The following is a 23,823-nucleotide window of genomic DNA, read 5'->3' as shown; positions in this document are numbered from 1 at the left end:
AGGACTAAGCAGAAATGAGCGATTATCAACTGGCACAATTGCCGTGGTTAGCTGATGCCCATCAAGGTTTTGTTGATGTGCATTATCGCGGTAAAAGCAGCCATGCTCATTTACTCAATGTAGACCATGCTCTAGGCGGTGCGGTGCTTGCTCATGCATGTGCACAAACAGTATTATGCCAACAATTAACTCCAGTAGGTGCATGTGGAAAGTGTAAGAGTTGTTTATTACTGAATTCGGGTACGCACCCGGATTTACACATTATAGAGCCAGATGGTAATCAAATTAAAGTAGACCAAATCCGTCAACTTTGTCAGTCGCTGACACAAACTGCACAACAAGGCGGGGCAAGAGTGGCTGTGATCACTCATGCTGAGCGGCTAAACATTGCAGCCGCTAACGCGCTACTAAAAACCTTAGAAGAACCTGGTGAAGGCGTGGTGCTGATTTTACAAACCAACCGTAAATCACAGTTATTACCCACGATCACTAGCCGTTGCCAAACGCTGGCCTTTATCGCTCCACAGAAAGCTGATATACAACAATGGTTAGCAGCACAAAATTTATTACCTGCACCAAATAATCAAGGTAAAATTCATGATGTCACCTGGTGTATTAATGTAGTGGGTGGTCCTTTATCTTTAGCGAGCAGTTTACGCAGTAAACATTATCAACAATTACTGGCTTACCGCCAAGATTGGGCAGAAAGTCTAAAAACCGGACATTTATGTCACAGTCTCTTGAGCTTGTCGGAACAACAAATTGTTGATGCCCTTAATGTTTTGTATTTGTACTTACGCCAATATGTGTTAAAAAGTAATAGTAAGGCTCAATTACAAACACAAACGAGCAACGCGCAGCAATTGAATCCGTTAGTGCAAGCTAGGTTATTAGAACTTGCTGGACAAGTTATGCAAATGTGCCAAAAGCTTGAAACCATGCCAAGCGTGAATACTCAAGCCTTATGTCAACAATATGTCTTAGCTTTCAAAAAATTAACACATTGATTAGCTAGGTTTTATATCAACATTTTACGGAAAGAATGCATTCATTTATGGTTGATCTTGTAGTTAACTACGATACATTACACAAGCTTTATCGTGCTTACATGCCGTTTATTAAACCGGCTGGCTTATTTATTGCGACCACAGAAAGCCATTTTTTAGGCCAAGAGCTCACCATTTCATACCGTTTACCCAATGCCACACAAGCCAATGAATTTAAAGGTACCGTGGTGTGGATTAATCCGTTAGGTGCATCAGGTGGGCGCCCTGCGGGTATTGGTGTGAAAATAAAAACAGATGTTGAGAGCCATAAACACCACATTGAAAAACTGTTATCAAGCGAACTGTCTTCGAGTGATTTGACCTGCACCATGTAGCTAGGTATTCTTGCGCATCTGATTTAGTTACTGACATCGTTGTGAAAGAATACTCATGCTAATTGATTCCCATTGTCATCTTGACCGTTTAAAAGCGGCCCCCGATACTGCAAGCCTTCACGCCATTATGGATAACGCCAAAGCACAAGGCGTTGACTATTTATTATGTGTCAACGTTCGTCAGCAAGGCTTTGAGGCCATGCGCGATAAAGTGGCTGCGTTTAATAATGTGTTTTTATCCTCTGGTGTACACCCACTAGATGTTCAAGAAGGCTTGAACATTGAAGACATTAAGCGTTTTGCAACCGATCCGCGTGTGGTGGCTATTGGTGAAACTGGCTTAGATTATTTTTATTCTAATGACACCAAATCGCTACAACAACAATGTTTTGAACAACAAATTGCACTTGCCGTTGAAGTGAATAAACCTCTGATTGTCCATACTCGTGATGCCAGAGAAGACACCATTAATATGCTTAAAGCAGGCAATGCAGATAAAGTCGGTGGTGTATTACATTGTTTTACTGAAAATTGGGAAATGGCCAAAGCGGCTATTGATTTAGGTTTTTATATTTCGGTTTCTGGCATTGTGACGTTTAAAAATGCCGGTGAGCTTCGAAGTGTGATCCGCCAGGTGCCTAAAGACAGATTACTGGTTGAAACTGACTCTCCTTATTTAGCACCTGTGCCACATCGAGGCCAAGAAAACCAACCTGCATACGTGCGTGATGTCGCTGAGTTTGTGGCTGAGCTTCGCGGGGAAAAATTTGACGAATTAGCACAATACACTACCGATAATTTTTTCAATTTATTTAAAGATGCGGCTAAATTAATTGGGCGATAGTCAGTGTAATACAGGTAAAAAAAGACCCAAAACTATCCAATTGTTTTGGGCCTAGGGAAAGGGCTCAATTAAGAGCCTTGCGCTACTGTTGAGGCATTTCTTTGTCTGAGTGTGTTAAGCGATTGGCCGCTTGCTCAAGTGTACATTGAAATGCCAAATTCGAAATGGACTATAAAATACATTATAGTCATGCTTATTTTTTTTGCATAAATGAGATGAAATTTTTTTCAATCGATTTTCTTTAATCTATTCGCTTTAATCTATTCGCTTTAATCTATTCGCTTTAAGTCATTCGCTTTAAGTCATTAGCTTTAATTCATTAGCTTAAATTCGCTTATAAGCTTAAATTTACTTTGTCGCGTACCAGTTCCCTTGGCAAATTATTTTTAAGTCTATGACCTAAATGCTTAACCACGCCTAGCACAACGTCGTGATAACTCACTAACATTTCCCCATGGGCTGTATTGGCTAATTGCTGGTGTAATGTGCCTGTAAAAGAGTCGGTGGCAATATCCCTACCCATTAAAAAGTCTTGTGCTTGAGTGGCTGATAATGTCACCGAGCGAGGCCCAAGTGGTGCAGAAGTCGATAGTGCAATAATGGCTTCATGTTTGGCTTTATAGCCTTTTTTCATCGCATCAGCGAGCTTGAGTCCAATCCGCTGAAAGCGCATCTTGCCGATAAATGGCATAAACATGGCTGGGAATAACCAGTATTCATCGTCACGAAACATAATGATGTCATCTTCGGGCAATGCGATTGCAAAGCTGTCGCTAAAGTATTGTCTTAACTCTGCTTGTTGCTTCTCGCCAGCAGGAGTAAATGGGAAGTTTTTTTGTAACTTGGGCTGTTTCTTTATGCGCTCAACTGACGCTGTTTTACGTATTTTGGCGACAAAAAAACCTTCACTGTCGAATATTTGCGGCCAAACATGCAAAAAACCTTCTTCAGTACACGCTTTGCTCGCGCCATCAAACAGGTTTTTAAGTGAAACAAACTCCACGGCATTAGGGTAGGTTTGCTGTAAATGCTGACAAATGTGCTGGTTTTCTAATTGGCTTAATGTGCAGGTTGAATAAACTAAAGTCCCGCCGGGTTTTAAGGCTAAAAATGCGGATTCTATTAAGTCTTTTTGGGTTTCGCCAATTGCAGTAACATCTTCAATATTCCAATGTTTTAATGCAAGTGGGTCTTTTCTAACTGTACCTTCACCACCGCAAGGTGCATCCAATAAAATAGCGTCAAACGATTCATACAAATATTCGCCAAATACCCGGCCGTCAAAATGAGTCAGAGCAGTATGACTCGCGCCCATTCGCAGCACATTGGCATGAAGCACTTTAACTCTACTGGCAGAATATTCATTGGCTACTAATAAGCCATTATTTTTCATTAGGGCTGCTATTTGAGTGGTTTTAGAGCCTGGTGCAGAGGCCACATCTAAGACCAGCTCAGGTGGTGTTTGGTCTGCAAATAGCGCCGTTGGAGGTAACATCGAGCTGGCTTCTTGAATATAAAATAGGCCTTGGATATGTTCGATGGTATTTCCTAATTGCACATCATCTTTACCATCAATCCAAAAGCCCTCGGCACACCAAGGAATGGACTGCAATTGCCAACCCGCTTGAGTCATTATCTCAACAAATGTAGGGGGCGTGATTTTTAACGTATTAACCCTGATTGATTTGCGCAGTGGAATATCGCAAATGGCGATAAACTCATCCATAGATAAATGAGTTGGTAATTCTTTTTCGATGTGGCTGATAAAATTGGGGTTTAATTGGGCCATATTAATTATGTTAGATTATTTATTGCAAAATTAGCCTGATCATAACACGGAATTGTTGCCACCGTTTCGCCATGATTACTGTATATTAAACAAAAAACTCACTACTGAGTCACGGAGTTATGTGTGCTAAATAGGGTTTGGTTTTTATTTTTTATTGTTGCAGCACTATCAATCATTATTCAAATGATTGGCGGCAACACTGAGGTGTTAAGCGAGTCGGTTACGGCATTATTTGCCAGCGCTAAGCTTGCTGCAGATATTTCACTCGGGTTAATTGGCGTACTGGCTTTATGGATGGGCTTAATGCAGGTTGGCGAAAAAGCCGGCGTTGTCGGGCTATTTGCACGTGTTTTTGAGCCATTGCTGTCTAAACTAATGCCAGAGGTGCCACGCGGTCATGTGGCATATGGCAGTATTAGCATGAATTTAACTGCGAATATTTTAGGCTTAGACAACGCCGCTACGCCTTTGGGCTTAAAAGCGATGCACGATTTACAGAGTTTAAATCCAGTTAAAACGGTCGCGACCAATGCACAGATTCTGTTTTTGGTGTTAAATACGTCGTCGGTAACATTGGTGCCTGTGACTGTTTTTTTATACCGTGCCCAGCAAGGGGCCGCAAATCCTGCTGATGTGTTCTTGCCGATCTTATTGGCGACTAGTGCCTCAACCATTGTGGGATTATTAGTGGTCGCCACAGTGCAAAGGATCTCACTGTTTAATAGTGTTGTTTTAGCTTATGCAGGGTTAATTATTGGTTCGTTAATGGCGGGTGTCGCGTATTTAGTGACCTTGTCTGCAGAGGCTATTGGCCAAATGTCGATGGTACTTGGTAATGGCATTTTGTTGATGTTGATATTCAGTTTTATCCTTGTGGCGGGTTATCGAAAAATTGCCGTGTACGATGAATTTGTTGAAGGCGCAAAACAAGGCTTTAATCAGGCGATAACACTTATTCCATATCTCATTGCTATGTTACTTGCCATTGGTGTGTTGAGAGCTTCTGGTGCATTAGATTATGTACTACAGATGCTAGCATCCGTGGTGAGTGGTTTGGGTTGGGATACACGTTTTATTGATGCTATGCCCACCGCGTTTATGAAACCGTTTAGTGGTTCTGGCGCGCGGGCAATGATGTTAGAAACCATGGACCATCATGGGGTTGATTCATTTGCTGGACGTTTAGCGGCCATTTTACAAGGAAGCACGGAAACCACATTTTATGTATTAGCAGTATACTTTGGTTCTGTTGGTATACGTAATGGGCGTCACGCGCTTAGTTGCGGCCTTGCTGCGGATATGGCCGGTATTAGTGCGGCAATCGGTGTGTGTTATTGGTTTTATGGTTAATTAACTCGATAGTAAGTAATTTACAAATTGCTAATAAGTAATAATGGTTAACTTACTAATAACGATTAAATAAAAAGGCCGATAGTGATATCGGCCTTTTTGTCGTTTATATCAAACTAAACTTATCATTTGGTTTGCGTCGGTTGCCATTCAATCCATTCTTCAAGTTTGTTATGTTGCAATAAAATACGATCATTTTCTGACAGGGTGTTTGTTTCTGTCGTGACATCTCGTGTCGCTATGGCTATCCCGCCTGCCAGAATCGTTTCAAGTGATTGAGTTTCTAATTGTGCGCCAGAAAATAAGCCAACATCTAATTTGATCCCTGATGCATCCCAAAATTGACTGCTTTTGTTTACCAAATGAGCATATTGGGCGTTCACATGTGCAAATAAGGTAATATCAACACCGCTATCCGCTAATTGGTATCCATCAATCTGTCCGATATTAATGCCACGGAAAAACAGTGGTGTACCCACTTTAATTGAACCTAATTGCGTATCTACTAGCTGAAACCTTACAGCATCAACGGGGATGTTAGCATCTAAGCGCGCATGGCTTTTCGCTGTGAAGGCATCAGATGTTGATGTTTCCTTACCAGGAATTACCCCGATGTATGGGCCTGTTAGTAGAGTTTCAGGTGCGTTGATACCTGCAAGAGATATTTGCGCTTCTACAATAAAAAACTCACTGTCTATACGACTAAAGTGCGCTGCATAGTCACCATAAAGGTAAGCTTTAGCGTTAAGTGTTGTTAAAGTAGGGTCAAGTTTAACCTGAGATATTTCACCAATTTGATGGCCTTGGTAACGTATCGCCGCTTTAGGTGTCACTTTAGCGCTGACAGGTAAGGTGAGTTCAATCACTTTCGCCTGCATTAATGCCAACGACTGGTTATCGTATAAACGTAAATTCGTTTGGGTATCGCTTGCAATATTACTGTCCAAATGCCCAAGGGTTATACCGCCATTAATAGCACCTTTAAGTGGCGCGACATCTATATTCACACCAGCAAGACTTGCATTGATGGATACGGCATTATTACGCCAAAAAACAGTATTGGCTTTGATTAGCGGCGCAAACTTTTTGTCGATGTTAATATCGATATTGAACTTGTCTGTTTTAGCCTGCCAATTGATTTTTGCAACGGCTCCAATTTGCATTTTTTTATAGTAAATCGGTGAGCCTTCCAGTAAATCTGCACCATCAATGCTGTTTAAGGTTAGCTGGGTCATTTGTTGTTGTGCGTATAAAGCCTGTGCAGTTTCTAACGACTCATGTAAAGCTAAAATGCTGTTAGCTTTAACCAACTCACTGTTTTTAGACGGAACAAGGCTAATAGCACCTTCTAACATGGTGGTTAAATCTCGCGTTGTCACATTAACCCCATCGAGGGAAGCATTGATGGACAATGCACTTTCAGGCACAAAAAAACTGCCTTGGGTGACGAGGTTTTTAAATTCAGGCAAAATTTCAATTTGATACTCGACCTGAGCAAAATCATCACTTAAGTTGACGCTAAGCACTTGACCAATAGGTAATTGTTTATAACGAATTTGTGCTCCAGTACTGACCCCAGTATGCGTGGCAGCGACAACAGTTAACATCAGTTTATCTGCAATGAGAAGGTCTGGTGCATGTGATGCAAGTTCAAATTGCATTGATTCGGTAGGTGGTTGGGTACCGGGTAACACGCTAATGACACTGCCCGTGATTAAGCGGCCAACATTTTTCATGCCCTTAAGCGACAATTCTGCACCGCTTAACCAGAAACGGCTGTCAGGAGTGATAAGCGTTTTATAGTGATGCTCCACATGTGCAGAAAATTCAACACCATTTTTTGTGAGTTGTTTTTGATCGACATTACCGATAGTGATCCCTCTGTATACCAGGGCTGTGCCTTCACTAATAGCGTCAGCACTCTCGGCTGATAGCGTGAACATCACACCACCTATGGCAGTTTGTTCATCTTGAAATAATGGGTATGTGTCGCCATTGTTGGCTTTGGTGGTTTCTGAGCCACTGTCGAAACTGATACCCCCGGCTAAAATCGAGGCGATACTCTCAGTGTTGACTTTAATGCCCGCCAGTGAAGCATCAATCTTTAATCCAGAGACATTCCAAAAGCGTGAATCTTTGTGTACTAAATGAGTGTATTGTTCTTGTACAAATGCACTAATAATAATTTGTTTATTACCGTCAAGGCGGTAACTGACCACACTACCTACAGGAACTTGGCGGAAAAATACTGGAGAACCGACATCAATCGAGCCGAGTTTAGGTGATTTAAGTTCGACCATAATCCCCTCACTACCCGGCAATATTGCCGGCGCTTCTCGTTGTGCTTCAAACTCGGTTGCTGAGCGGCCATCACCGGGTTGAATGGCAATATAATTACCCGAAAATAAAGTATCTAGCCCTTCAACACCCGTAATGCTTGCCTTAGGTTTTACTAACCAGAATAAGGTATTTTGGTTTAAAAAGGGGTCGGCACGATAATCCATAACCACTTTAACGTTAACGCCTTTCAAATCGTCATCGATGCCAATGTCAGACACTTTACCCACAGTTAAGCCTTGGTATTTGACCAGCGTTTTACCTATGTCGATACCCGCAGCACTGGGAAAGTGAATAACAATCTCAATGCCAGACTCTTTAATGCTTTTAACCCCAAGCCAAGCGCCCAAAATTAACGCGACTACGGGCAATAACCAGATTGGCGAGAATAATTTTTTCTTCACAACTTTAGGTGATTCAATTTGTGTCATGTTTTTTTTCCAAGCGGTCCCAGAGTAAACGAGTATCAAGCACTTTAGCGGCTAATTGAGTGAGTAAAATCACCAAGGCAAAAGCCGTAGCTGCGGGTGCGGGTTTAGCATCAAGCAATTGCCCCATGTTAACAAGTGCAACCGTTAATGAAATAACAAATAAATCGAGCATCGACCAACGGCCAATCCATTCAATAATATGAAAACCAACCATGAGTTTTCTTTTTGAAATAGGCAGGTTAAAACTAATGGCTGCTAAATAAGTCGCGAGGCCAAATATTTTTAACCAAGGCACTAAAATACTGGCGGTAAATACGATAATGGCAATGGGAAACATGCCAGTTTGAACCAAATGACTGATCCCACTAAAGATGGTGTCATTAGTAACCACCCCGCGATTAGTCAGTAGGGTGATAGGGTAGATATTAGCTAACACCAACAAAATAGTGGCAGTAACAAGTAATGCCCAACTTTGTTGCACACTAGCATAATTACGTGTCGACAATGGGCTAAAACAGCGGCGACAATGACTATTACGAGTCACATTAAGCTTTTTACACACGGAGCATAAACATAAGCCTAACTGATTACCTTGCAAGTGTTTAGGAGGATTTTCACTGCGCGGCATTACCTGTGATACAGGTTTATTCGCTGCGGTTGATTGATCAATGCTCATCAACATAACTCCACATGTGTTCTAGATTATATTCTCGTTGTAAAAATAAAATAATGACAAACAACATAGTGAAACTAAATGTGCCCATGCCAAAGAATACATCTGAAAAGTCGGATAGTTGAAAGGCAGATACTAAAAAGCTAATGACATAAATTTCAAGCATGGTCATTTGCGCAATTAGCCCCTGATTTTTAAGCAATGTTGTGTACGTTCGCTGCCAAAAAGATCGTTGTAATTTTAGTTTGACGATAATTACTTGCGCTAAAATGGATAAAATGAGCACCGCAGGCGCGATGACCGCCGCGACTAATACGGCGAGTCCAACGACCCAATACCCTTGTGCCCATACGGCAATGGCAGCTTCGATCACTGTAGTGGTGCGAACACTGCCTAAAAAATGAATTTCTAATACGGGCAATAAATTTGCAGGAATAAAAATAATCAAAGCTGCAAGACACAAAGCAAGCATGCCATTAATAGAACAATAGGGTGAGTCGTAAAGCACGGTATCACAACGCGGACAAATTGCCCGTGCACTAGAGGGCAGTGCACGCTTTGTGACGGCCAAATCGCAAGACCGACATAAGATGATAGAGTCGTGGTCATCTAGTTCATGCATCAAAAGTGTTTAATCCATAGTCATACGCGAAGTGAAATACCATTCGGCAAACGCTTGCCAATTCATCTATTTTATTGATACCACAGTCGATAAAATATCACTGACAATCTATCTCTGTTACTTGATAATATCAGAATAATCAGAACACTTGCATCATAAGTTAATAGTATGAGATTCTATGTACTGTATATAAAAACAGTGAGGATAATATCATGGCAGTGATTACCCAATTTGTCGTGGTCAGAGAAGGGGTGGAAAAGATGACATTCACATCGAAAAAGGAGGCCGATGCCTACGATAAGATGCTTGATATTGCCGATAATCTACTTCCTTTTTTGACGCTAGCAGATTTAGGGCTTGATGAAAATAAGTGCGAACAACTCGCATTTTATCTAGCAAACAATAAAGATGAGCTTTCTAACTTGCTAAAAGGGACTGTACAGGTTAAAACCCCTGCAGCAGCAAAAGTAAAAAAAGCGTCTGCAAAAAATACATCAGCGGAATAACGACGTTTATGCCCATCGTGAGCATGAGACGCCAGAGTTAAGGAACGAGAATGAAAACCGAATTTTACCAAACATTAAACCGTCAAGCCCAGGCTTTATTAGAGGGTGAAGACGATTTAATTGCGGCCATGGCTAACTTTTCAGCATTACTTAATGATAATCTAGCCGATCTTAATTGGGCTGGTTTTTACATTAAGCGTGCAGACCAATTAGTATTAGGTCCATTCCAAGGTAAAGTGGCATGCACACGAATTGATATGGGTAAGGGCGTTTGCGGTACTGCCGCGGCATTGAATGAAACTCAACGTGTTGCTGACGTACATCAATTTGATGGTCATATTGCCTGCGATTCGGCGAGTAATTCAGAAATTGTTATCCCTGTTCGTCGTGGCGAAGAGGTGGTTGCCGTTTTAGATATCGACAGTCCATTATTAAATCGTTTCGATGAAGATGATCAAATTGGCCTAGAAATGATGGTAAAAAGTTTCGAATCTTGCCTATTTGCTCAAATAGCGAACAAATAAGACTAAATCATGGTCGCATTCGCTGTGGCGGGCTTTATAATACGCAGCTGCACGCATTTGTACTGGATTTCAGTGTCAGCGATGATTTAAGCTGATAGTCAATTCGGTTAAATTGTTAAGGTTTGTTTCAATGGCTTTAGCAAACTGGCGGATAGTGATAATTTGTACGTTGAGCTTTAACAATGAAGCTTGGCGAAAGATGAACGACTGCATGGCAATCAATGCCGCTGAACAGTCCCTTTATTAACGTGGAAGTAAAAATGGAATCAACAGACAAGTTGACCGACACCAACGCAATTTTAGCGTATTTATATGAAACCTTTCCTTTATGCTTTATTGCTGAAGGTGAAACTAAGCCACTAAAGATCGGCTTGTTTCAAGACTTGGCTGAACGGTTAGCTGATGATTCTAAAGTCAGTAAAACACAATTACGTGTTGCTCTTCGTCGTTACACAAGCAGTTGGCGCTACCTAAAAGGCGTAAAAGTCGGTGCCCAACGTATCGATTTAGATGGCAACGATTGTGGTGAATTAGAGCAAGAGCATATCGATCATGCTCAAGCGACGCTAAAAGAAAGCCAAGAAAAGGCTAAAGCTAAGCGTCAGGCTCAAGCACCTAAAAATGCCCCTAAAAAGCCAGTGAAAAAAGCGGCACCTAAACGTGCACCAGTGAAAAAAGAACGTCCAGCACCTGTCGCTGCGCCTGTTGTTAAACTTGAGCCTGCAAAGCTTGAAGAATTAAAACAAAAGCAACGAGTGAATGTTAAGTTAGGCGCAACACCGGTTCCTGGTGTTGTCACTGATATTAACAAAGAAGATGTGCATGTTCAGTTAGACACTGGCTTGACCATCAAAGTACGTGTAGAGCACATACTATTATAGAAATTTAAGGAGTACTTGTTGATGCGAAAACTTACCTTGGCCGTGTCGATTGCCAGCATGTTTGTCGGCTTTTCGGCGTGGGCAATATCACCAACGATTCAAATCAGCGAGTTACCCAAACTAGCACAAGAGCCACAACATAAAGTGGCTAGCAAGCGAGTAACGACTTTATTTACTCGCTCGCACTACCATCGTTTTAATCTTGACGACGCTTTTTCTGAACAAATCTACGCCCGTTTTCTCGAACAACTTGATTACCGCCGTAATGTGTTAACCGCTGAAGATATCGCTAATTTTGACCAATACAAAAATCAATTTGATAATATGGTGACCTCGGGTGATATCAGCCCTGCATTCACTATGTATGATTTGGTACAAAAACGTCGCTACGAGCGTTTTGCTTATGCGTTATCGCTTCTAGACAAAGAGTTTGATTTTACTCTAGCAGGTGATGCTTATCAGTTTGACCGCGAAGATGCAGCATGGCCAAAAGATGAAGCCGAGGTTAACGAGTTATGGCGTCAACGCGTTAAGTACGATGCGTTAAACCTAAAGTTAACCGGTAAAAAATGGCCTGAAATTGTTGAAGTGTTAGAAAAACGCTACAACAATGCGATTAAACGTTTAAGCCAAACACAAAGCGAAGATGTGTTTCAAAGTGTGATGAACGCCTTTGCCCGCAGTGTTGAACCTCATACTAGCTATTTATCACCTCGCAATGCTGAACGTTTCCAGATGGAAATGAACTTAAGCCTAGAAGGTATCGGTGCGGTGTTGCAGATGGATGATGACTATACCGTCATTAAAAGTCTTGTTGCTGGCGGGCCTGCTGCGAACAGTGAAAAATTGTCTCCCGAAGATAAAATTGTTGGTGTTGGTCAAAAAGGCAGTGACATTGTAGATGTTATCGGTTGGCGTTTAGATGATGTAGTAGACTTGATCAAAGGCCCTAAAGGCAGTGAAGTCGTGCTGCAGATTTTGCCTAACAAAGGTGGCGCTAATGCGAAACCTTTTGAAGTCACCATTACTCGCGACAAAATACGTCTAGAAGATCGTGCTGCAACCTCCAAAGTGGTTGAACCTAAAGAAGGTCAGTATGCTAACCGCAAAGTGGGTGTGATTCAAATTCCTGGTTTCTACATGAATTTATCCCAAGATGTCGCCAAAGAAATTGCCAAACTTGAGCAAGATAATGTTGAAGGCATCATTATTGACTTACGTGGTAATGGCGGCGGCGCATTAACAGAAGCCACATTATTAACGGGTTTGTTCATTGATATGGGGCCGGTTGTTCAGATCCGCGATGCCAATGGCGGTGTGAATCAGAATCGTGATAACGACGGTAAGAGTGCTTATAATGGCCCACTGACTGTGATGGTTGACCGTTACAGTGCCTCTGCTTCAGAAATTTTTGCAGCAGCGTTACAAGACTACGATCGAGCGCTGATAGTGGGTGAGTCAACATTTGGTAAAGGCACAGTGCAACAGCATAAAAGCTTAGGCCGAATTTATGACATGTACGAAAAACCAATCGGCCATGTGCAGTACACGATTGCTAAGTTTTATCGTATCAATGGCGGCAGCACCCAGTTAAAAGGTGTTACTCCAGACGTGCGTTTCCCAAGTGCCTTAGAGCCTGGTGAATATGGCGAGTCTGAAGAAAAAAATGCATTGCCATGGGACAAAGTACCTGTAGCGCAATACAGTACCTTAGGTAATATTACCCCTAGCTTAATCAGTAATCTCGATGCAAAACACAAAGCGCGTATCAGTACTGATACTGAATTTAGCTATATCTACGAAGATATTAATGAATTTAAAAAGCATCATGATGACAAAACGATTTCGCTGGTTGAAAGTGAACGTATTGCGTCACGTGAGTCTGATGATAAACGCGTTTTAGATCGTGAAAATGCACGTCGCACTCATCAAGGTTTAGCGGTTGTAAAGTCTCTTGACGATATAGAGACTACTGATGACAGTAAGATACCAGATGCATTTTTAGATGAGACTGCTTACATCACTTTAGACATGGCCGATGCTGAAAAACTGGCTAACGCTAAATAAACTGCAACATGACTAACAAAAACGCGCTTTAGGCGCGTTTTTTCTTAATCAAATTAATATCGTTTAGTTTTACTGTATATCTGACTGTGTCTATAGTTGGTTTTGTTGAACAGTGAACTGGACGATTCACACTGCGATATCAATGAGTTTGTTCGAAAAGGATCCTGTATGAGCCAAGCACAAGAAAAACACTTAAAAGATTATGCCAAGCCTGCATTCACTATTACCCATGTTGATCTTAATGTCATTTTAGATGGCAAAAACACCAAAGTGACGGCGACAAGTCACGTCACCCGTAATGGTGATCACCAACACGAGTTGGTATTAGAAGGTGAGCAAATATCATTAAGCTCGGTTAAATTGAACGGTGTGGCTGCAAATTATCGCCAGCATGATAACCAGTTGTTTATTACCACAGATCAAGCTGAGTTTGAGCTTGAAGTGATCACCTTGTTAGATCCTGAAGCCAACTCAAGCCTTGAAGGTTTGTACATGTCTGATGGTGCTTATTGTACTCAATGTGAAGCTGAAGGTTTCCGCCGCATTACCTACTTTTTAGATCGTCCTGACGTGCTAGCCATTTATACCGTTCGTATTGAGGCCGATAAATCAGCGTTTCCTTTTTTATTAAGTAACGGTAATTTGGTCGACAAAGGCGAAATGCCGCGCTCTGGACGTCACTTTGTTAAATGGCATGATCCATTTCCGAAACCGAGTTACTTGTTTGCCCTTGTTGCTGGTGATTTCGATGTATTAAATGACAGTTTCACCACGCAGTCAGGTCGTGAAGTAAAATTACAAGTCTTTGTTGATAAAGGTAACTTACACAAAGCAGATCATGCGATGGCATCATTGAAAAAGTCGATGAAGTGGGATGAAACTCGCTTTGGCCTAGAATATGATTTAGACATTTACATGATTGTCGCTGTTGATTTTTTCAATATGGGCGCGATGGAAAATAAAGGCCTAAATGTCTTCAATACTAAATATGTATTAGCAGATAAAGCCAGCGCTACTGATGATGATTATCACGGTATTGAGTCGGTGGTTGGCCATGAGTATTTCCATAACTGGACGGGTAATCGTGTTACGTGTCGTGACTGGTTTCAATTAAGTTTAAAAGAAGGCCTAACGGTTTTTCGTGACCAAGAATTCAGTTCAGATGTTGGTTCACGCGCAGTGAACCGTATTCAAGCGATTCGTGTCATGAAAAACCAACAGTTTGCTGAAGACGCAGGGCCAATGTCCCATCCTATCCGCCCAGAAAGCGTAATAGAAATGAACAACTTCTATACCGTGACTGTTTATGACAAGGGCGCTGAAGTCATTCGCATGATGCACACCATCCTAGGCGAAGAAGGTTTTCAAGCAGGGATGAAGTGTTACTTTGAGCGCCATGATGGCCAAGCGGTAACCTGTGATGACTTTGTCAATGCCATGCAAGATGCCAGCGGTAAAGATTTAACCTTATTTAGACGCTGGTACAGTCAAGCGGGTACGCCTGTGGTGACGGTAACTGATAAGTTTGACGCTGACAAAGGTGAATATCATTTAACAGTTGCTCAACAGGTTGTCTCTAAAGGAGTAAAAGGTCAAACGTTACACATCCCATTTAGTATTGAGCTGTTAGACAATGCTGGGGCATCAATAGTTAATAAAGTATTGGATGTCACTAAATCCATTCAAACATTTGTGTTCGATGAAATTAGCTCTGCGCCAACACCTTCTTTGCTACAGGATTTCTCTGCCCCTGTTAAATTAGTTTATGATTTTACCATTGAACAGTTAGTGCATTTAATGCGCTATGCAACAAGTGAAGTTGCGCGTTGGGAAGCATCGGTGCAATTAGTCAGTCAAACGATTTGGGCTAACATTACCCAGTTGCAACAGCAGCAAGTGATGACCGTCGACAGTCGAGTTATCGAAGCATTTAGAGGAATTATTTTAGATGTTAATATTGATAAAGCGCTTGTAGCCGAAATCTTATCTATCCCATCTGCTTCAGCGCTAATAGAACAAGTTGATAGTGTCGATTTAGACGCCCTGGCAAAAGCCAGAGAGTTTGTCGTCGAAGAATTAGCAACTGCCTGTGAAGATGAGTTTTTAGTACGCTATCGCGAACTGAGTAATATCGATGATGCAGGTGCTCGTGCATTTAAGAATTTAGCGCTAAGTTTACTGTGTCAGGTATCTGATGTGCATGAAAGCTTGGTCGAAAAGCAATATTATGCATCGCAAAATATGACGGATTGTTTAGGAGCGTTAAAAGCGGCTGCTAGTGCACAACTTGCTTGTTTGCCTGCTTTGCTAAGTGATTTTGAGTCTAAATGGCACTCTACGCCGTTAGTTATGGATAAATGGTTAAGCTTACAGGCTCTCGTAAATAGTGATGATGTGATTGAGCATATTAAACAGCTTACTAAACACAACAGTTTTAGCTTTTCTAATCCTAACAGAGTGCGCTCATTAATTGGTGCGTTTGCAGCATCGAATACGTATCAATTCCATCGCGCAGATGGTGAAGGCTATCGTTATTTGACTAAAATCTTAATCAAATTGAATAAGACTAATCCACAAGTCGCCTCACGGATGATCACCCCATTAATTCAATTTGCTAAATTTGATAAACAAAGGCAGGAGTTGATGAAGTTGTGTTTGCAAGAGCTGAAAAACTTACCCGATTTATCAAAAGATTTATATGAAAAAGTCACTAAATCGTTGGCTTAATAGTTGTTGTTTTACTGCTGCCTGATTAAGATGAAAAACGAGTAGTATCGGTGATGTAAAAGGAGAGCTTGCTCTCCTTTTTTGTGGAGAAAACAATGGAATTATACTTTTCTTTGAATGTAAGTTATGACGCTTTTTTACCGTACTACCAAGGGCTTGCTGAAAAAGTCGAAGTGCGTGATCAACAGGGAAGAGTATTGCATATCAATGGTAAGTATTTTAGAGCGTTTTTAACTCCCCAAGGTATCCAGGGGAGGTTTAAATTAATGTTAAATAATGATGGAAGCTTTAAATCACTGAATAAAATTTAGAGTATATACTCCAAACGTTTGATTGATTCATGTTATGGTAAAGTTAATAGTATGATTAATTATAAGTGCATGAAAATAAACTTTTTTCGTTAGAGCTTCATTCTTTGTAACCTTTATGTTTATCTCAATTCAAATATACCTCGCTTTTTTTCATTGTTATTTAGCTGAACATCGTTAATTTTCTTAAACATTTTCTTTTTTTTGACCTTGCTCAATATAGTTAAATGCTGTAACAATGGTGTTGCCTGTGGGCTAACAAGATGTTGGTTTTAATTCCTATAACAACTAATCCAACAGGTTACGGAGATGAACTAAAATGAATATTGTTAAAAAAAGATTTAACAAGTCGGCTATCGCTTTGGGGGTGGTGTCGGCATTATGTTTAGGTATGAGCACTTCAGCCTCAGCAGTTTCGTTTGATTGGGGTGATGTTCAAGGAACATTTGACTCAACATGGACAGCAGGTGCTAGTTGGCGCGTATCTGACCGCGATTGGAGTGGTCAAATTGGTAAGGTAAACCAACCTCAATTTGATTGGTCTGGTTATTCAGCTTTTGGTGGTGCATTTGGTTCAACCAAGTACACATCGGCTCAAATTTGGGACCAGTCAGGTTCATATTCGAGCAACAACGATTTAAGTAACTTATTGTATTCAAAAGGTGATACCACCTCTGAGATCGTAAAGGGTCTTCATGAGTTATCACTGAAATACGAAAATTATGGTTTATTCCTTCGTGGAATGTATTTTTACGACCGTAAACTCAATGACGGTAGCTATGATTTTAATGATCCGTTAACCGGGCAAAAGTTTGACCCGTGTGAAGACAGCGAAGCATCAGAAGTGCAATGTAAAGACATTCGCTTATTAGATGCATTTGTTTATGGCAACTGGGATTTAAATGACGGCGCCAACCCATTAAGCGTACGTGTGGGTAGTCAGGTAGTGTCATGGGGCGAAAGTGCACTTATCTCTCATGGTATTGCTGAAATCAACGCAGTTGATTTAAACATCCTTAATGCGCCAGGTTCAGAGCTTAAAGAAGCATTTCGTCCTCAAGGCATGGTTTGGGCTTCTTTAGGCCTAACTGAAAACCTTAACGTTGAAGCTTTTTACCAATATGAGTGGCAGGGCATTTGGGTTCCAACACCAGGCTCTAACTTTGCAACCAACGACTTTGCTGGTTTTGGTGGCTACGACCAGAATGCTCAGTTAGGATTTAACTCTAATCCTGATATCAACCAAGATTTTTTAATTTCTGAATATTCTCGTTTATACGAAGCGGCAGCAGCGACAGGGTTTAACTCGGCATATGCAGCTTACATGACAGCATATTCAACGAAAGTTGCGTTGGTGCAAGATGCAGCAGATCCAAGTGATGATGGCCAGTATGGTATTAAATTAGGTTATTACTCACCAGAATTAGGCGAAACTGAATTCGGTTTGTATTACATGAACTACCATAGTCGCCGACCTATCATCAGTGGTACTGCGTCAAACTTCACCGCAGAAGCGATTGGTCGTGATTATGGTCGATTAGCAGCGAGTGGTGGTAACATCGATCGCGATTTACTGCTGAGCATGGAAACCTTCACCAAATCACAAATTGTGTATCCTGAAGACATTCAGTTATATGGTTTCAGCTTTAACACATTAGTTGGTGACACATCTGTTGCGGGTGAAATTGCCCATCGTGTTGATGAACCATTACAAATCGATGATGTCGAATTATTGTTTGCTGCAATGCCTCAGCAGTTAGCCAATGCAGGTTTACGTCCTGATCTTGACGGCATATCTCAGATGGATGTTTATCCACCTGGAGAAACGGTTGACGGCTATATCACGCGTGATACCACTCAGGCACAAATGACATTTACTCATTTATTTGGCCCAACATTAGGTTTAGATAACTTAACTATGCTTGCTGAAGTGGGTGGTGTTTGGATCCACGACATGCCAGGCTTTGATGAACTGCGTTTAAGTGGTCCTGGTACGGCTCGTTCTGGCGGTAATCCAGATATGCCAGGTATTATTGAAGCATTACACAATGGTCCTGAAACTAATCCATTCCCAACTGATTTTGCCTGGGGTTATCGTTTAGTGGCGAAAGCTGACTTTAACAACGTGTTTGCTGGGGTAAACATGTATCCACGCATCATTTTCTCTCATGATGTTGACGGTATTACACCTGATCCTATGTTCCTATTTACCGAGGGCAGAAAATCAGTGGCAGTCGGTCTGAACTTTGATTATCAAAGTCGTTGGGGCGCGGACATTTCTTACAACAACTTCTTTGGTGGTGTAGGAACAACAAATGCGATGACAGACAGAGATTACATCTCTTTAAACGTCAAGTATTCGATCTAAAAGGATAATGATAATGAAGAAATTGACGATATTATCGGCAGCAGTGATTATGGCACTCGGTGCACCTGCTGCGCTGGCGAAAGTATCACAAGCTGACGCTGACAAATTAGGTACCACCTTGACTCCTTTAGGGGCTGAAAAAGCGGCGAATGCCGATGGTTCAATCCCCGCTTGGGATGGTGGTATTACTAAGCCTGTTGCCGGTTACACTAAAGGAATGCACCACCCAGATCCGTTTCCTGAAGATAAAATTTTATTTACTATTACCAATGCTAATAAAGCACAATATGCTGAATTTTTAACGCCTGGGCAAAACAAGCTATTTGAGCTTTATCCAGATACGTACCAAATGAATGTGTATCAAACTCGCCGTAGTGCATCTGTTCCTCAGTATGTTTACGATGCAACCAAAAAAAATGCGCTTAGCGCTGAGTTGGTGTCACAAGGTAATGGTATTTCGGGTGCAACAATTGGCGCGCCATTTCCTATCCCAGCTAATGGTTTAGAAGTCATTTGGAACCACATTTTGCGTTATCGTGGTGTGGATGTAGAAACTTACCGTAGCCAAGCAGCACCAACTTCTACTGGTTCTTATACCCTAGTTGAAAATGCTGAAGAAATTCGTTTTGAATATACTCGTCCAGAAATTACTCTAGACAAGTTGAAAGAAACCAATACCTTGTTTTACTTCAAACAAGTGGTTACGCAACCAGCTCGTTTAGCGGGTACGGCATTGTTAGTTAAAGAAACCATGGACCAAGAGGCTTTACCTCGCCAGGCATGGACCTATAACACAGGGCAGCGCCGCGTTCGTAAAGCGCCAAACGTAGCTTTTGATACGCCAGGCACAGTGTCTGACGGATTAAGAACCACAGATGACTTCGATATGTTCAACGGTTCTCCATCGCGTTACAACTGGGAACTCGTGGGTAAAAAAGAAGTTTATATTCCTTACAATGATTATAAGCTGCATTCAGACAAATTAAAGTATGACCAAATTTTAAAACCTGGCCATATTAACCCTGAATATGCGCGTTATGAAAAACATCGTGTTTGGGAAGTGAAAGCAACGTTGAAAGACGGTATGCGTCACATCTATAAATCTCGAGTGTTCTATATTGACGAAGATTCATGGCAGGTATCATTAACAGATATGTACGACAACCGTGACGAGCTATATCGTGTTGGTGTTGCACATACCATTAACTACTATGATGCATTAACAAATTGGAGTACGTTAGAAGTATTCCACGATTTACAATCACGTCGTTACTTAGCAATGGGATTAGACAACGAAGGCCGCATGTACAATTTTGATGCGTCACTTTCAGAATCTAACTTTACCCCAGATGCACTAAGACGTGCCGGTATTCGTTAATTAGCCGTAAAATTGGGGCGCTTAGCGCCCCTTCATTGTTAAGGAAGTTTGTATGACGTTTAGCATGCTTCGCAGTGCAGTGGCAATTGGGATTAGTGCATGTTTATATACTGCTTCAGTTAATGCCCAACTAGACCCACTCACTGTTCAAATTCAGCCTTTAGCTCAATCCTCTTTATTACTTGATATCGCCAATGCAGGCGACCATCTCGTTGCCGTAGGGCAACGTGGCAATGTGTTACTGCTTAAAAATGGTCAATGGCAACAAGTTGCCACTCCAGTATTAACTCAGTTAACCAAAGTGTTTTTTTTCGATGCGAATAAAGGCTGGGCGGTAGGCCATGATGCGACAATTATTCATACCGAAGACGGTGGTGAAACCTGGTCGTTACAAATGCAATCAACTGAGATTGAAAAACCTTTGTTAGATGTGCGTTTTTATACGGCTAATGATGGTATTGCGGTTGGGGCTTATGGGTTATTTTATCGAACAGCAGATGGCGGTAAAACCTGGACTGATGAGTTTCATCAAGAGCTACTCTTCGAAGAAGATATTGCTTATTTAAATGAGCTAAAAGCGGAAGATGAGGCTCTTTATTTATCTGAACGCTCGGCCTTATTGCCGCATTTTAATCGTTTGATCCGCTTAGCTGATCAACGTTTATTATTGGTAGGTGAATTAGGGATGGTTGCCGTTTCAGAAGACAATGGCCACACCTTTAGTAAAGTTGATTTTGATTATGATGGATCAATGTTTAATGCCATTCAGGTGGGTGACAACATCTACGTGATGGGGCTGCGTGGTCATGTGTTTAAATCAGATTTAAGCTTATCAGAATGGCAACAAGTTGACTTGCCCGTTGAATCGTCAATCAATGGGGCGCTTGTTACTGCAAATAATGAACTATACCTTGTGGGAAATGCTGGGGTTGTGTTGTCTGTTGACGATACCAAAGCAGAAATCGTCACTCGACGTCAAGGTGAAAACATTGTGGCAATTGCGAAGGACAGTAAAGGCCAGTTATGGTTTGCCGGTTCTAAGGGACTGTTCCAGCTTAACTAACCTCACGGTTAGATTGGATTATAAAACAACAATAATAGGGCCGATAAGATGTTAGAAAAACTGGTCAATGGATTCGAATCTCATTTATTCCGTAATCGGAAATGGGTCATTATTTCATTTATTTTTATTACCTTTTTTTTAGGTTACCAAGCCAGCCAATTAAAAATGGATGCGGCTTTTAGTAAAAATATTCCGCTAAACCATTCGTATATGCAAACCTACACCAAACACCAAAAAGATTTTGGTGGTGCTAACAGCATCATGGTGGCGGTTGAAGACACGAGTGGCAATATATTTAATCCGGTATTTTTTGATGCATTAAAAAATGTCCACGATCAATTATTTTTCATTCCTGGTGTAGAGCGCTCACAAGTTAAATCGCTTTTTTCACCTTCCACTCGTTTCACCGAAGTGGTCGAAGACGGCTTTGCCGGTGGTCCGGTGATCCCAGCAGATTTTCGTAATGATGATTACAGCTTACAAATTGTTCGCGATAACATTGAAAAAGCGGGCATTGTTGGTCGCCTGATCGGTAATGATTATACGTCTGCAATGGTGTCAGCACAGTTGATGGAGTTTGACCCACAAACGGGGAAGGCCATTGATACCATTGCGTTTGCCAACCAATTAGAACAAGAACTGCGCGGTAAGTTTGAAAACGATAAGATAAAAATCCATATTATCGGTTTTGCCAAAATGGCGGGTGATGTAGCAGAAGGCGCCAAAGGCGTACTGTTGTTCTTCTTAATCGCCATCGTCATCACAGCGGTCATGGTTTACCTGTTCTCTAAATCCATCATGTTAACCGTTTTGCCTTTAGTGTGTAGTTTAGTGGCGGTGTGTTGGCAGTTAGGTTTACTCACTGTGGTTGGGTTTGGCCTTGATCCCATGTCGATTTTGGTACCCTTTTTGGTATTTGCCATTGGGGTGAGTCACGGGGTACAGATGATCAATGCTGTGCGTCGCCGTGTACTTGACGGCCAAACGACTAAAGCAGCTTCAGCGTCAGCATTTAGAAGTCTGTTGGTGCCAGGTGGTGTTGCATTATTATCTGACACGGTTGGCTTTTTAACCTTGTTAGCGATTGATATCGGTATTATTCGTGAGCTTGCTATTTCTGCCTCGTTAGGTGTGGCAGTGATCATTTTAACCAACCTTATTTTGCTGCCATTGGTGATTTCCTATTTTGAATTACCGAATAAGCAAGACAATCCTGAAAAACGCCAGAAGATTGAAAATATGTGGCGTTGGTTATCAAACTTTGCCACGCCGAAATATGCTGTCATTGTGTTGATTTCAACTGCGGTGTTGTACGGTATTGGTTTTCAGCAATCGACAAAAATGAAGATTGGTGATTTACAGGGTGGCGCACCAGCACTTCATCAAGACTCACGCTACAACCTAGATACGTTCTTTATCACCGATCATTTTTCTATCACCACAGATGTGATGACCGTGATAGTTGAAGCAACCCCTGAAGCCTGTACCTACCACTCTGTATTGACTCAAATTGACCAATTTGAATGGATGGTTGCCAATACACCGGGTGTTGAATCAACGGCCAGTTTGGCTTCTGTTGCTAAAAAAGTGAATGCGGGCTTTAACGAAGGCAATCCACGTTGGGAGATTTTACCTCGCACGACCGCAAGTTTAGTGCAAGCTGTGGGACAGGTACCAACCACCTCTGGGTTGTTGAACGGTAATTGTTCAGTAATGCCAGTGTATCTTTTCCTAAAAGATCATAAGGCCGAAACCATTGAAGTTGTGGTTAAGAAAGTGAAAGCCGTTGCGGCGGAGCTTAATAGCGACACATTACAGTTTAAATTGGCTTCGGGTCCTGTTGGTGTTATGGCTGCAACGAACGAAGCGGTGAGTGAAGCGCAGCTTCCAATGATGTTGTACGTTTATGGCGCTGTGTTTGTATTGTGTTTAATTAGCTTTAAATCTCTAAAAGCCACCATTGCGGTCATCATACCTTTGTATGTTGTCTCTACGTTAGCACAAGCGTTAATGACCTTGCTCGACATTGGTCTTGCGGTGAGTACTTTACCGGTTATTGCTCTTGGTGTTGGTATTGGTGTGGATTATGGTATTTATATCCTATCGACCATGTCTAATAAACTCAGCAATGGTATGCCTGTACAACAAGCTTACTTTGAAGCGTTAGTTGAGCGTGGTAGTGCGGTTATCTTTACCGGATTAACACTAGCCATTGGGGTCAGTACTTGGTTCTTCTCAGATCTTAAATTCCAAATGGACATGGGAATTTTGCTTACCTTTATGTTTTTAGTAAATATGTTAGGTGCAATTATTATTCTACCAGCACTTTCGGCTATGTTCTGGCGAAAAAAGTAAACAATACATGCAATTAAAATAAAAAGGGAGCTTAGCTCCCTTTTTTGTTTTGCATAGTTACTCTGTGCAATCGACTTAAATGTCATTTTAAACACTAATCTATGCTGACAACTGGATTTATAGAGGATGTACCACTAAAATTTTCCTCGATATAGCAGCAATTTAGTAATAAACTTTGCAGCAGATCTCAGACATGGGATCCTTTTGTAAAACGCAAAA

The 23,823-nt window shown here is 41.5% G+C and carries 18 protein-coding genes; 14 read left to right on the top strand and 4 right to left on the bottom strand.

Features of this window, described 5'->3' with window-relative positions; translation table 11 throughout:
* Positions 1–14 precede the first annotated feature (14 nt).
* Genes holB through GQA99_RS05475 form a run of 3 tightly spaced genes read left to right on the top strand, consistent with a single transcriptional unit; the run spans position 15 to position 2,225 of the window.
* Complete coding sequence (gene holB, locus GQA99_RS05485) at positions 15–1,007, top strand: DNA polymerase III subunit delta' (protein ID WP_160052888.1); 993 nt, start codon at positions 15–17, stop codon at positions 1,005–1,007.
* Between the two features lie 47 nt (positions 1,008–1,054).
* Entirely contained in the window at positions 1,055–1,381 is a 327-nt protein-coding gene (locus GQA99_RS05480) for a PilZ domain-containing protein (RefSeq protein ID WP_160052887.1), read from the top strand.
* Positions 1,382–1,436: 55 nt separating this feature from the next.
* Complete coding sequence (locus GQA99_RS05475; RefSeq protein WP_160052886.1) at positions 1,437–2,225, top strand: TatD family hydrolase; 789 nt, start codon at positions 1,437–1,439, stop codon at positions 2,223–2,225.
* 334 nt (positions 2,226–2,559) lie between these two features.
* On the opposite strand, the gene rsmF is transcribed toward GQA99_RS05475, so the two are convergent.
* The gene (gene rsmF / locus GQA99_RS05470) at positions 2,560–4,014 is read right to left on the bottom strand and encodes a 16S rRNA (cytosine(1407)-C(5))-methyltransferase RsmF (RefSeq protein WP_160052885.1); all 1,455 of its coding nucleotides are present in this window, start codon (positions 4,012–4,014) and stop codon (positions 2,560–2,562) included.
* Between the two features lie 123 nt (positions 4,015–4,137).
* On the opposite strand from rsmF, the gene GQA99_RS05465 reads away from it, so the two are divergent.
* Positions 4,138–5,364, top strand: a complete 1,227-nt coding sequence (locus GQA99_RS05465) for a nucleoside recognition domain-containing protein (protein ID WP_160052884.1) — start codon at positions 4,138–4,140, stop codon at positions 5,362–5,364.
* 125 nt (positions 5,365–5,489) lie between these two features.
* Here GQA99_RS05465 and GQA99_RS05460 read toward each other — a convergent pair whose 3' ends face one another.
* From GQA99_RS05460 to GQA99_RS05450, 3 genes are read right to left on the bottom strand one after another with little or no spacing between them, the layout of a single operon-like run.
* Positions 5,490–8,132: a PqiB family protein gene (locus tag GQA99_RS05460; protein WP_160052883.1), complete on the bottom strand. Its 2,643-nt coding sequence runs from the start codon at positions 8,130–8,132 to the stop codon at positions 5,490–5,492.
* The gene (locus tag GQA99_RS05455; protein ID WP_160052967.1) at positions 8,119–8,760 is read right to left on the bottom strand and encodes a paraquat-inducible protein A; all 642 of its coding nucleotides are present in this window, start codon (positions 8,758–8,760) and stop codon (positions 8,119–8,121) included. The genes GQA99_RS05460 and GQA99_RS05455 overlap by 14 nt, the downstream gene beginning before the upstream one ends.
* Positions 8,761–8,797: 37 nt before the next feature.
* Positions 8,798–9,427, bottom strand: coding sequence for a paraquat-inducible protein A (locus tag GQA99_RS05450; protein WP_160052966.1), 630 nt, complete (start codon positions 9,425–9,427; stop codon positions 8,798–8,800).
* 212 nt (positions 9,428–9,639) lie between these two features.
* Between GQA99_RS05450 and GQA99_RS05445 the strand changes: the two genes are divergently transcribed.
* The 10 genes from GQA99_RS05445 (at position 9,640) to GQA99_RS05400 (ending at position 23,604) form a co-directional block, all read left to right on the top strand.
* The gene (locus GQA99_RS05445) at positions 9,640–9,933 is read left to right on the top strand and encodes a YebG family protein (RefSeq protein WP_160052882.1); all 294 of its coding nucleotides are present in this window, start codon (positions 9,640–9,642) and stop codon (positions 9,931–9,933) included.
* A gap of 50 nt (positions 9,934–9,983) precedes the next feature.
* Positions 9,984–10,457 carry a free L-methionine (R)-S-oxide reductase MsrC gene (locus GQA99_RS05440; protein ID WP_160052881.1) on the top strand — a complete coding sequence of 158 codons (474 nt, stop codon included), beginning with the start codon at positions 9,984–9,986 and terminating at the stop codon, positions 10,455–10,457.
* A 260-nt stretch (positions 10,458–10,717) separates the two neighbouring features.
* Positions 10,718–11,338 (top strand): RNA chaperone ProQ, encoded by a 621-nt coding sequence (gene proQ / locus GQA99_RS05435; RefSeq protein WP_160052880.1) that lies wholly within the window; start codon positions 10,718–10,720, stop codon positions 11,336–11,338.
* 21 nt (positions 11,339–11,359) lie between these two features.
* Complete coding sequence (prc, locus tag GQA99_RS05430; RefSeq protein WP_170293509.1) at positions 11,360–13,405, top strand: carboxy terminal-processing peptidase; 2,046 nt, start codon at positions 11,360–11,362, stop codon at positions 13,403–13,405.
* Positions 13,406–13,573: 168 nt separating this feature from the next.
* Positions 13,574–16,132 (top strand): aminopeptidase N, encoded by a 2,559-nt coding sequence (pepN, locus tag GQA99_RS05425; protein ID WP_160052878.1) that lies wholly within the window; start codon positions 13,574–13,576, stop codon positions 16,130–16,132.
* Positions 16,133–16,227: 95 nt separating this feature from the next.
* Positions 16,228–16,443, top strand: coding sequence for a DUF2835 domain-containing protein (locus GQA99_RS05420; RefSeq protein ID WP_160052877.1), 216 nt, complete (start codon positions 16,228–16,230; stop codon positions 16,441–16,443).
* A 316-nt stretch (positions 16,444–16,759) separates the two neighbouring features.
* The gene (locus GQA99_RS05415; protein ID WP_160052876.1) at positions 16,760–18,808 is read left to right on the top strand and encodes a DUF1302 domain-containing protein; all 2,049 of its coding nucleotides are present in this window, start codon (positions 16,760–16,762) and stop codon (positions 18,806–18,808) included.
* Between the two features lie 13 nt (positions 18,809–18,821).
* Positions 18,822–20,186, top strand: a complete 1,365-nt coding sequence (locus GQA99_RS05410; protein WP_160052875.1) for a DUF1329 domain-containing protein — start codon at positions 18,822–18,824, stop codon at positions 20,184–20,186.
* A 52-nt stretch (positions 20,187–20,238) separates the two neighbouring features.
* Complete coding sequence (locus tag GQA99_RS05405; RefSeq protein ID WP_160052874.1) at positions 20,239–21,249, top strand: WD40/YVTN/BNR-like repeat-containing protein; 1,011 nt, start codon at positions 20,239–20,241, stop codon at positions 21,247–21,249.
* Positions 21,250–21,297: 48 nt separating this feature from the next.
* On the top strand, positions 21,298–23,604 hold the full coding sequence (locus GQA99_RS05400) for an efflux RND transporter permease subunit (RefSeq protein WP_160052873.1): 2,307 nt from the start codon (positions 21,298–21,300) through the stop codon (positions 23,602–23,604).
* Positions 23,605–23,823: the final 219 nt, after the last annotated feature.

Origin of the sequence: Shewanella litoralis, from assembly GCF_009828585.1 — a bacterium.
GTDB lineage: Bacteria > Pseudomonadota > Gammaproteobacteria > Enterobacterales > Shewanellaceae > Shewanella > Shewanella litoralis.
Note: the sequence above shows the minus strand (reverse complement) of the source record. Positions and strands in the feature narration are given on the sequence as shown.

Bases quoted from the DNA above. Each gene is read 5' to 3' on its own strand.
- holB (WP_160052888.1), top strand. From the start codon at position 15: ATGAGCGATTATCAACTGGCACAATTGCCGTGGTTAGCTGATGCCCAT.
- GQA99_RS05480 (WP_160052887.1), top strand. From the start codon at position 1,055: ATGGTTGATCTTGTAGTTAACTACGATACATTACACAAGCTTTATCGT.
- GQA99_RS05475 (WP_160052886.1), top strand. From the start codon at position 1,437: ATGCTAATTGATTCCCATTGTCATCTTGACCGTTTAAAAGCGGCCCCC.
- rsmF (WP_160052885.1), bottom strand. From the start codon at position 4,014: ATGGCCCAATTAAACCCCAATTTTATCAGCCACATCGAAAAAGAATTA.
- GQA99_RS05460 (WP_160052883.1), bottom strand. From the start codon at position 8,132: ATGACACAAATTGAATCACCTAAAGTTGTGAAGAAAAAATTATTCTCG.
- GQA99_RS05455 (WP_160052967.1), bottom strand. From the start codon at position 8,760: ATGCCGCGCAGTGAAAATCCTCCTAAACACTTGCAAGGTAATCAGTTA.
- GQA99_RS05450 (WP_160052966.1), bottom strand. From the start codon at position 9,427: ATGCATGAACTAGATGACCACGACTCTATCATCTTATGTCGGTCTTGC.
- GQA99_RS05445 (WP_160052882.1), top strand. From the start codon at position 9,640: ATGGCAGTGATTACCCAATTTGTCGTGGTCAGAGAAGGGGTGGAAAAG.
- GQA99_RS05440 (WP_160052881.1), top strand. From the start codon at position 9,984: ATGAAAACCGAATTTTACCAAACATTAAACCGTCAAGCCCAGGCTTTA.
- proQ (WP_160052880.1), top strand. From the start codon at position 10,718: ATGGAATCAACAGACAAGTTGACCGACACCAACGCAATTTTAGCGTAT.
- prc (WP_170293509.1), top strand. From the start codon at position 11,360: ATGCGAAAACTTACCTTGGCCGTGTCGATTGCCAGCATGTTTGTCGGC.
- pepN (WP_160052878.1), top strand. From the start codon at position 13,574: ATGAGCCAAGCACAAGAAAAACACTTAAAAGATTATGCCAAGCCTGCA.
- GQA99_RS05420 (WP_160052877.1), top strand. From the start codon at position 16,228: ATGGAATTATACTTTTCTTTGAATGTAAGTTATGACGCTTTTTTACCG.
- GQA99_RS05415 (WP_160052876.1), top strand. From the start codon at position 16,760: ATGAATATTGTTAAAAAAAGATTTAACAAGTCGGCTATCGCTTTGGGG.
- GQA99_RS05410 (WP_160052875.1), top strand. From the start codon at position 18,822: ATGAAGAAATTGACGATATTATCGGCAGCAGTGATTATGGCACTCGGT.
- GQA99_RS05405 (WP_160052874.1), top strand. From the start codon at position 20,239: ATGACGTTTAGCATGCTTCGCAGTGCAGTGGCAATTGGGATTAGTGCA.
- GQA99_RS05400 (WP_160052873.1), top strand. From the start codon at position 21,298: ATGTTAGAAAAACTGGTCAATGGATTCGAATCTCATTTATTCCGTAAT.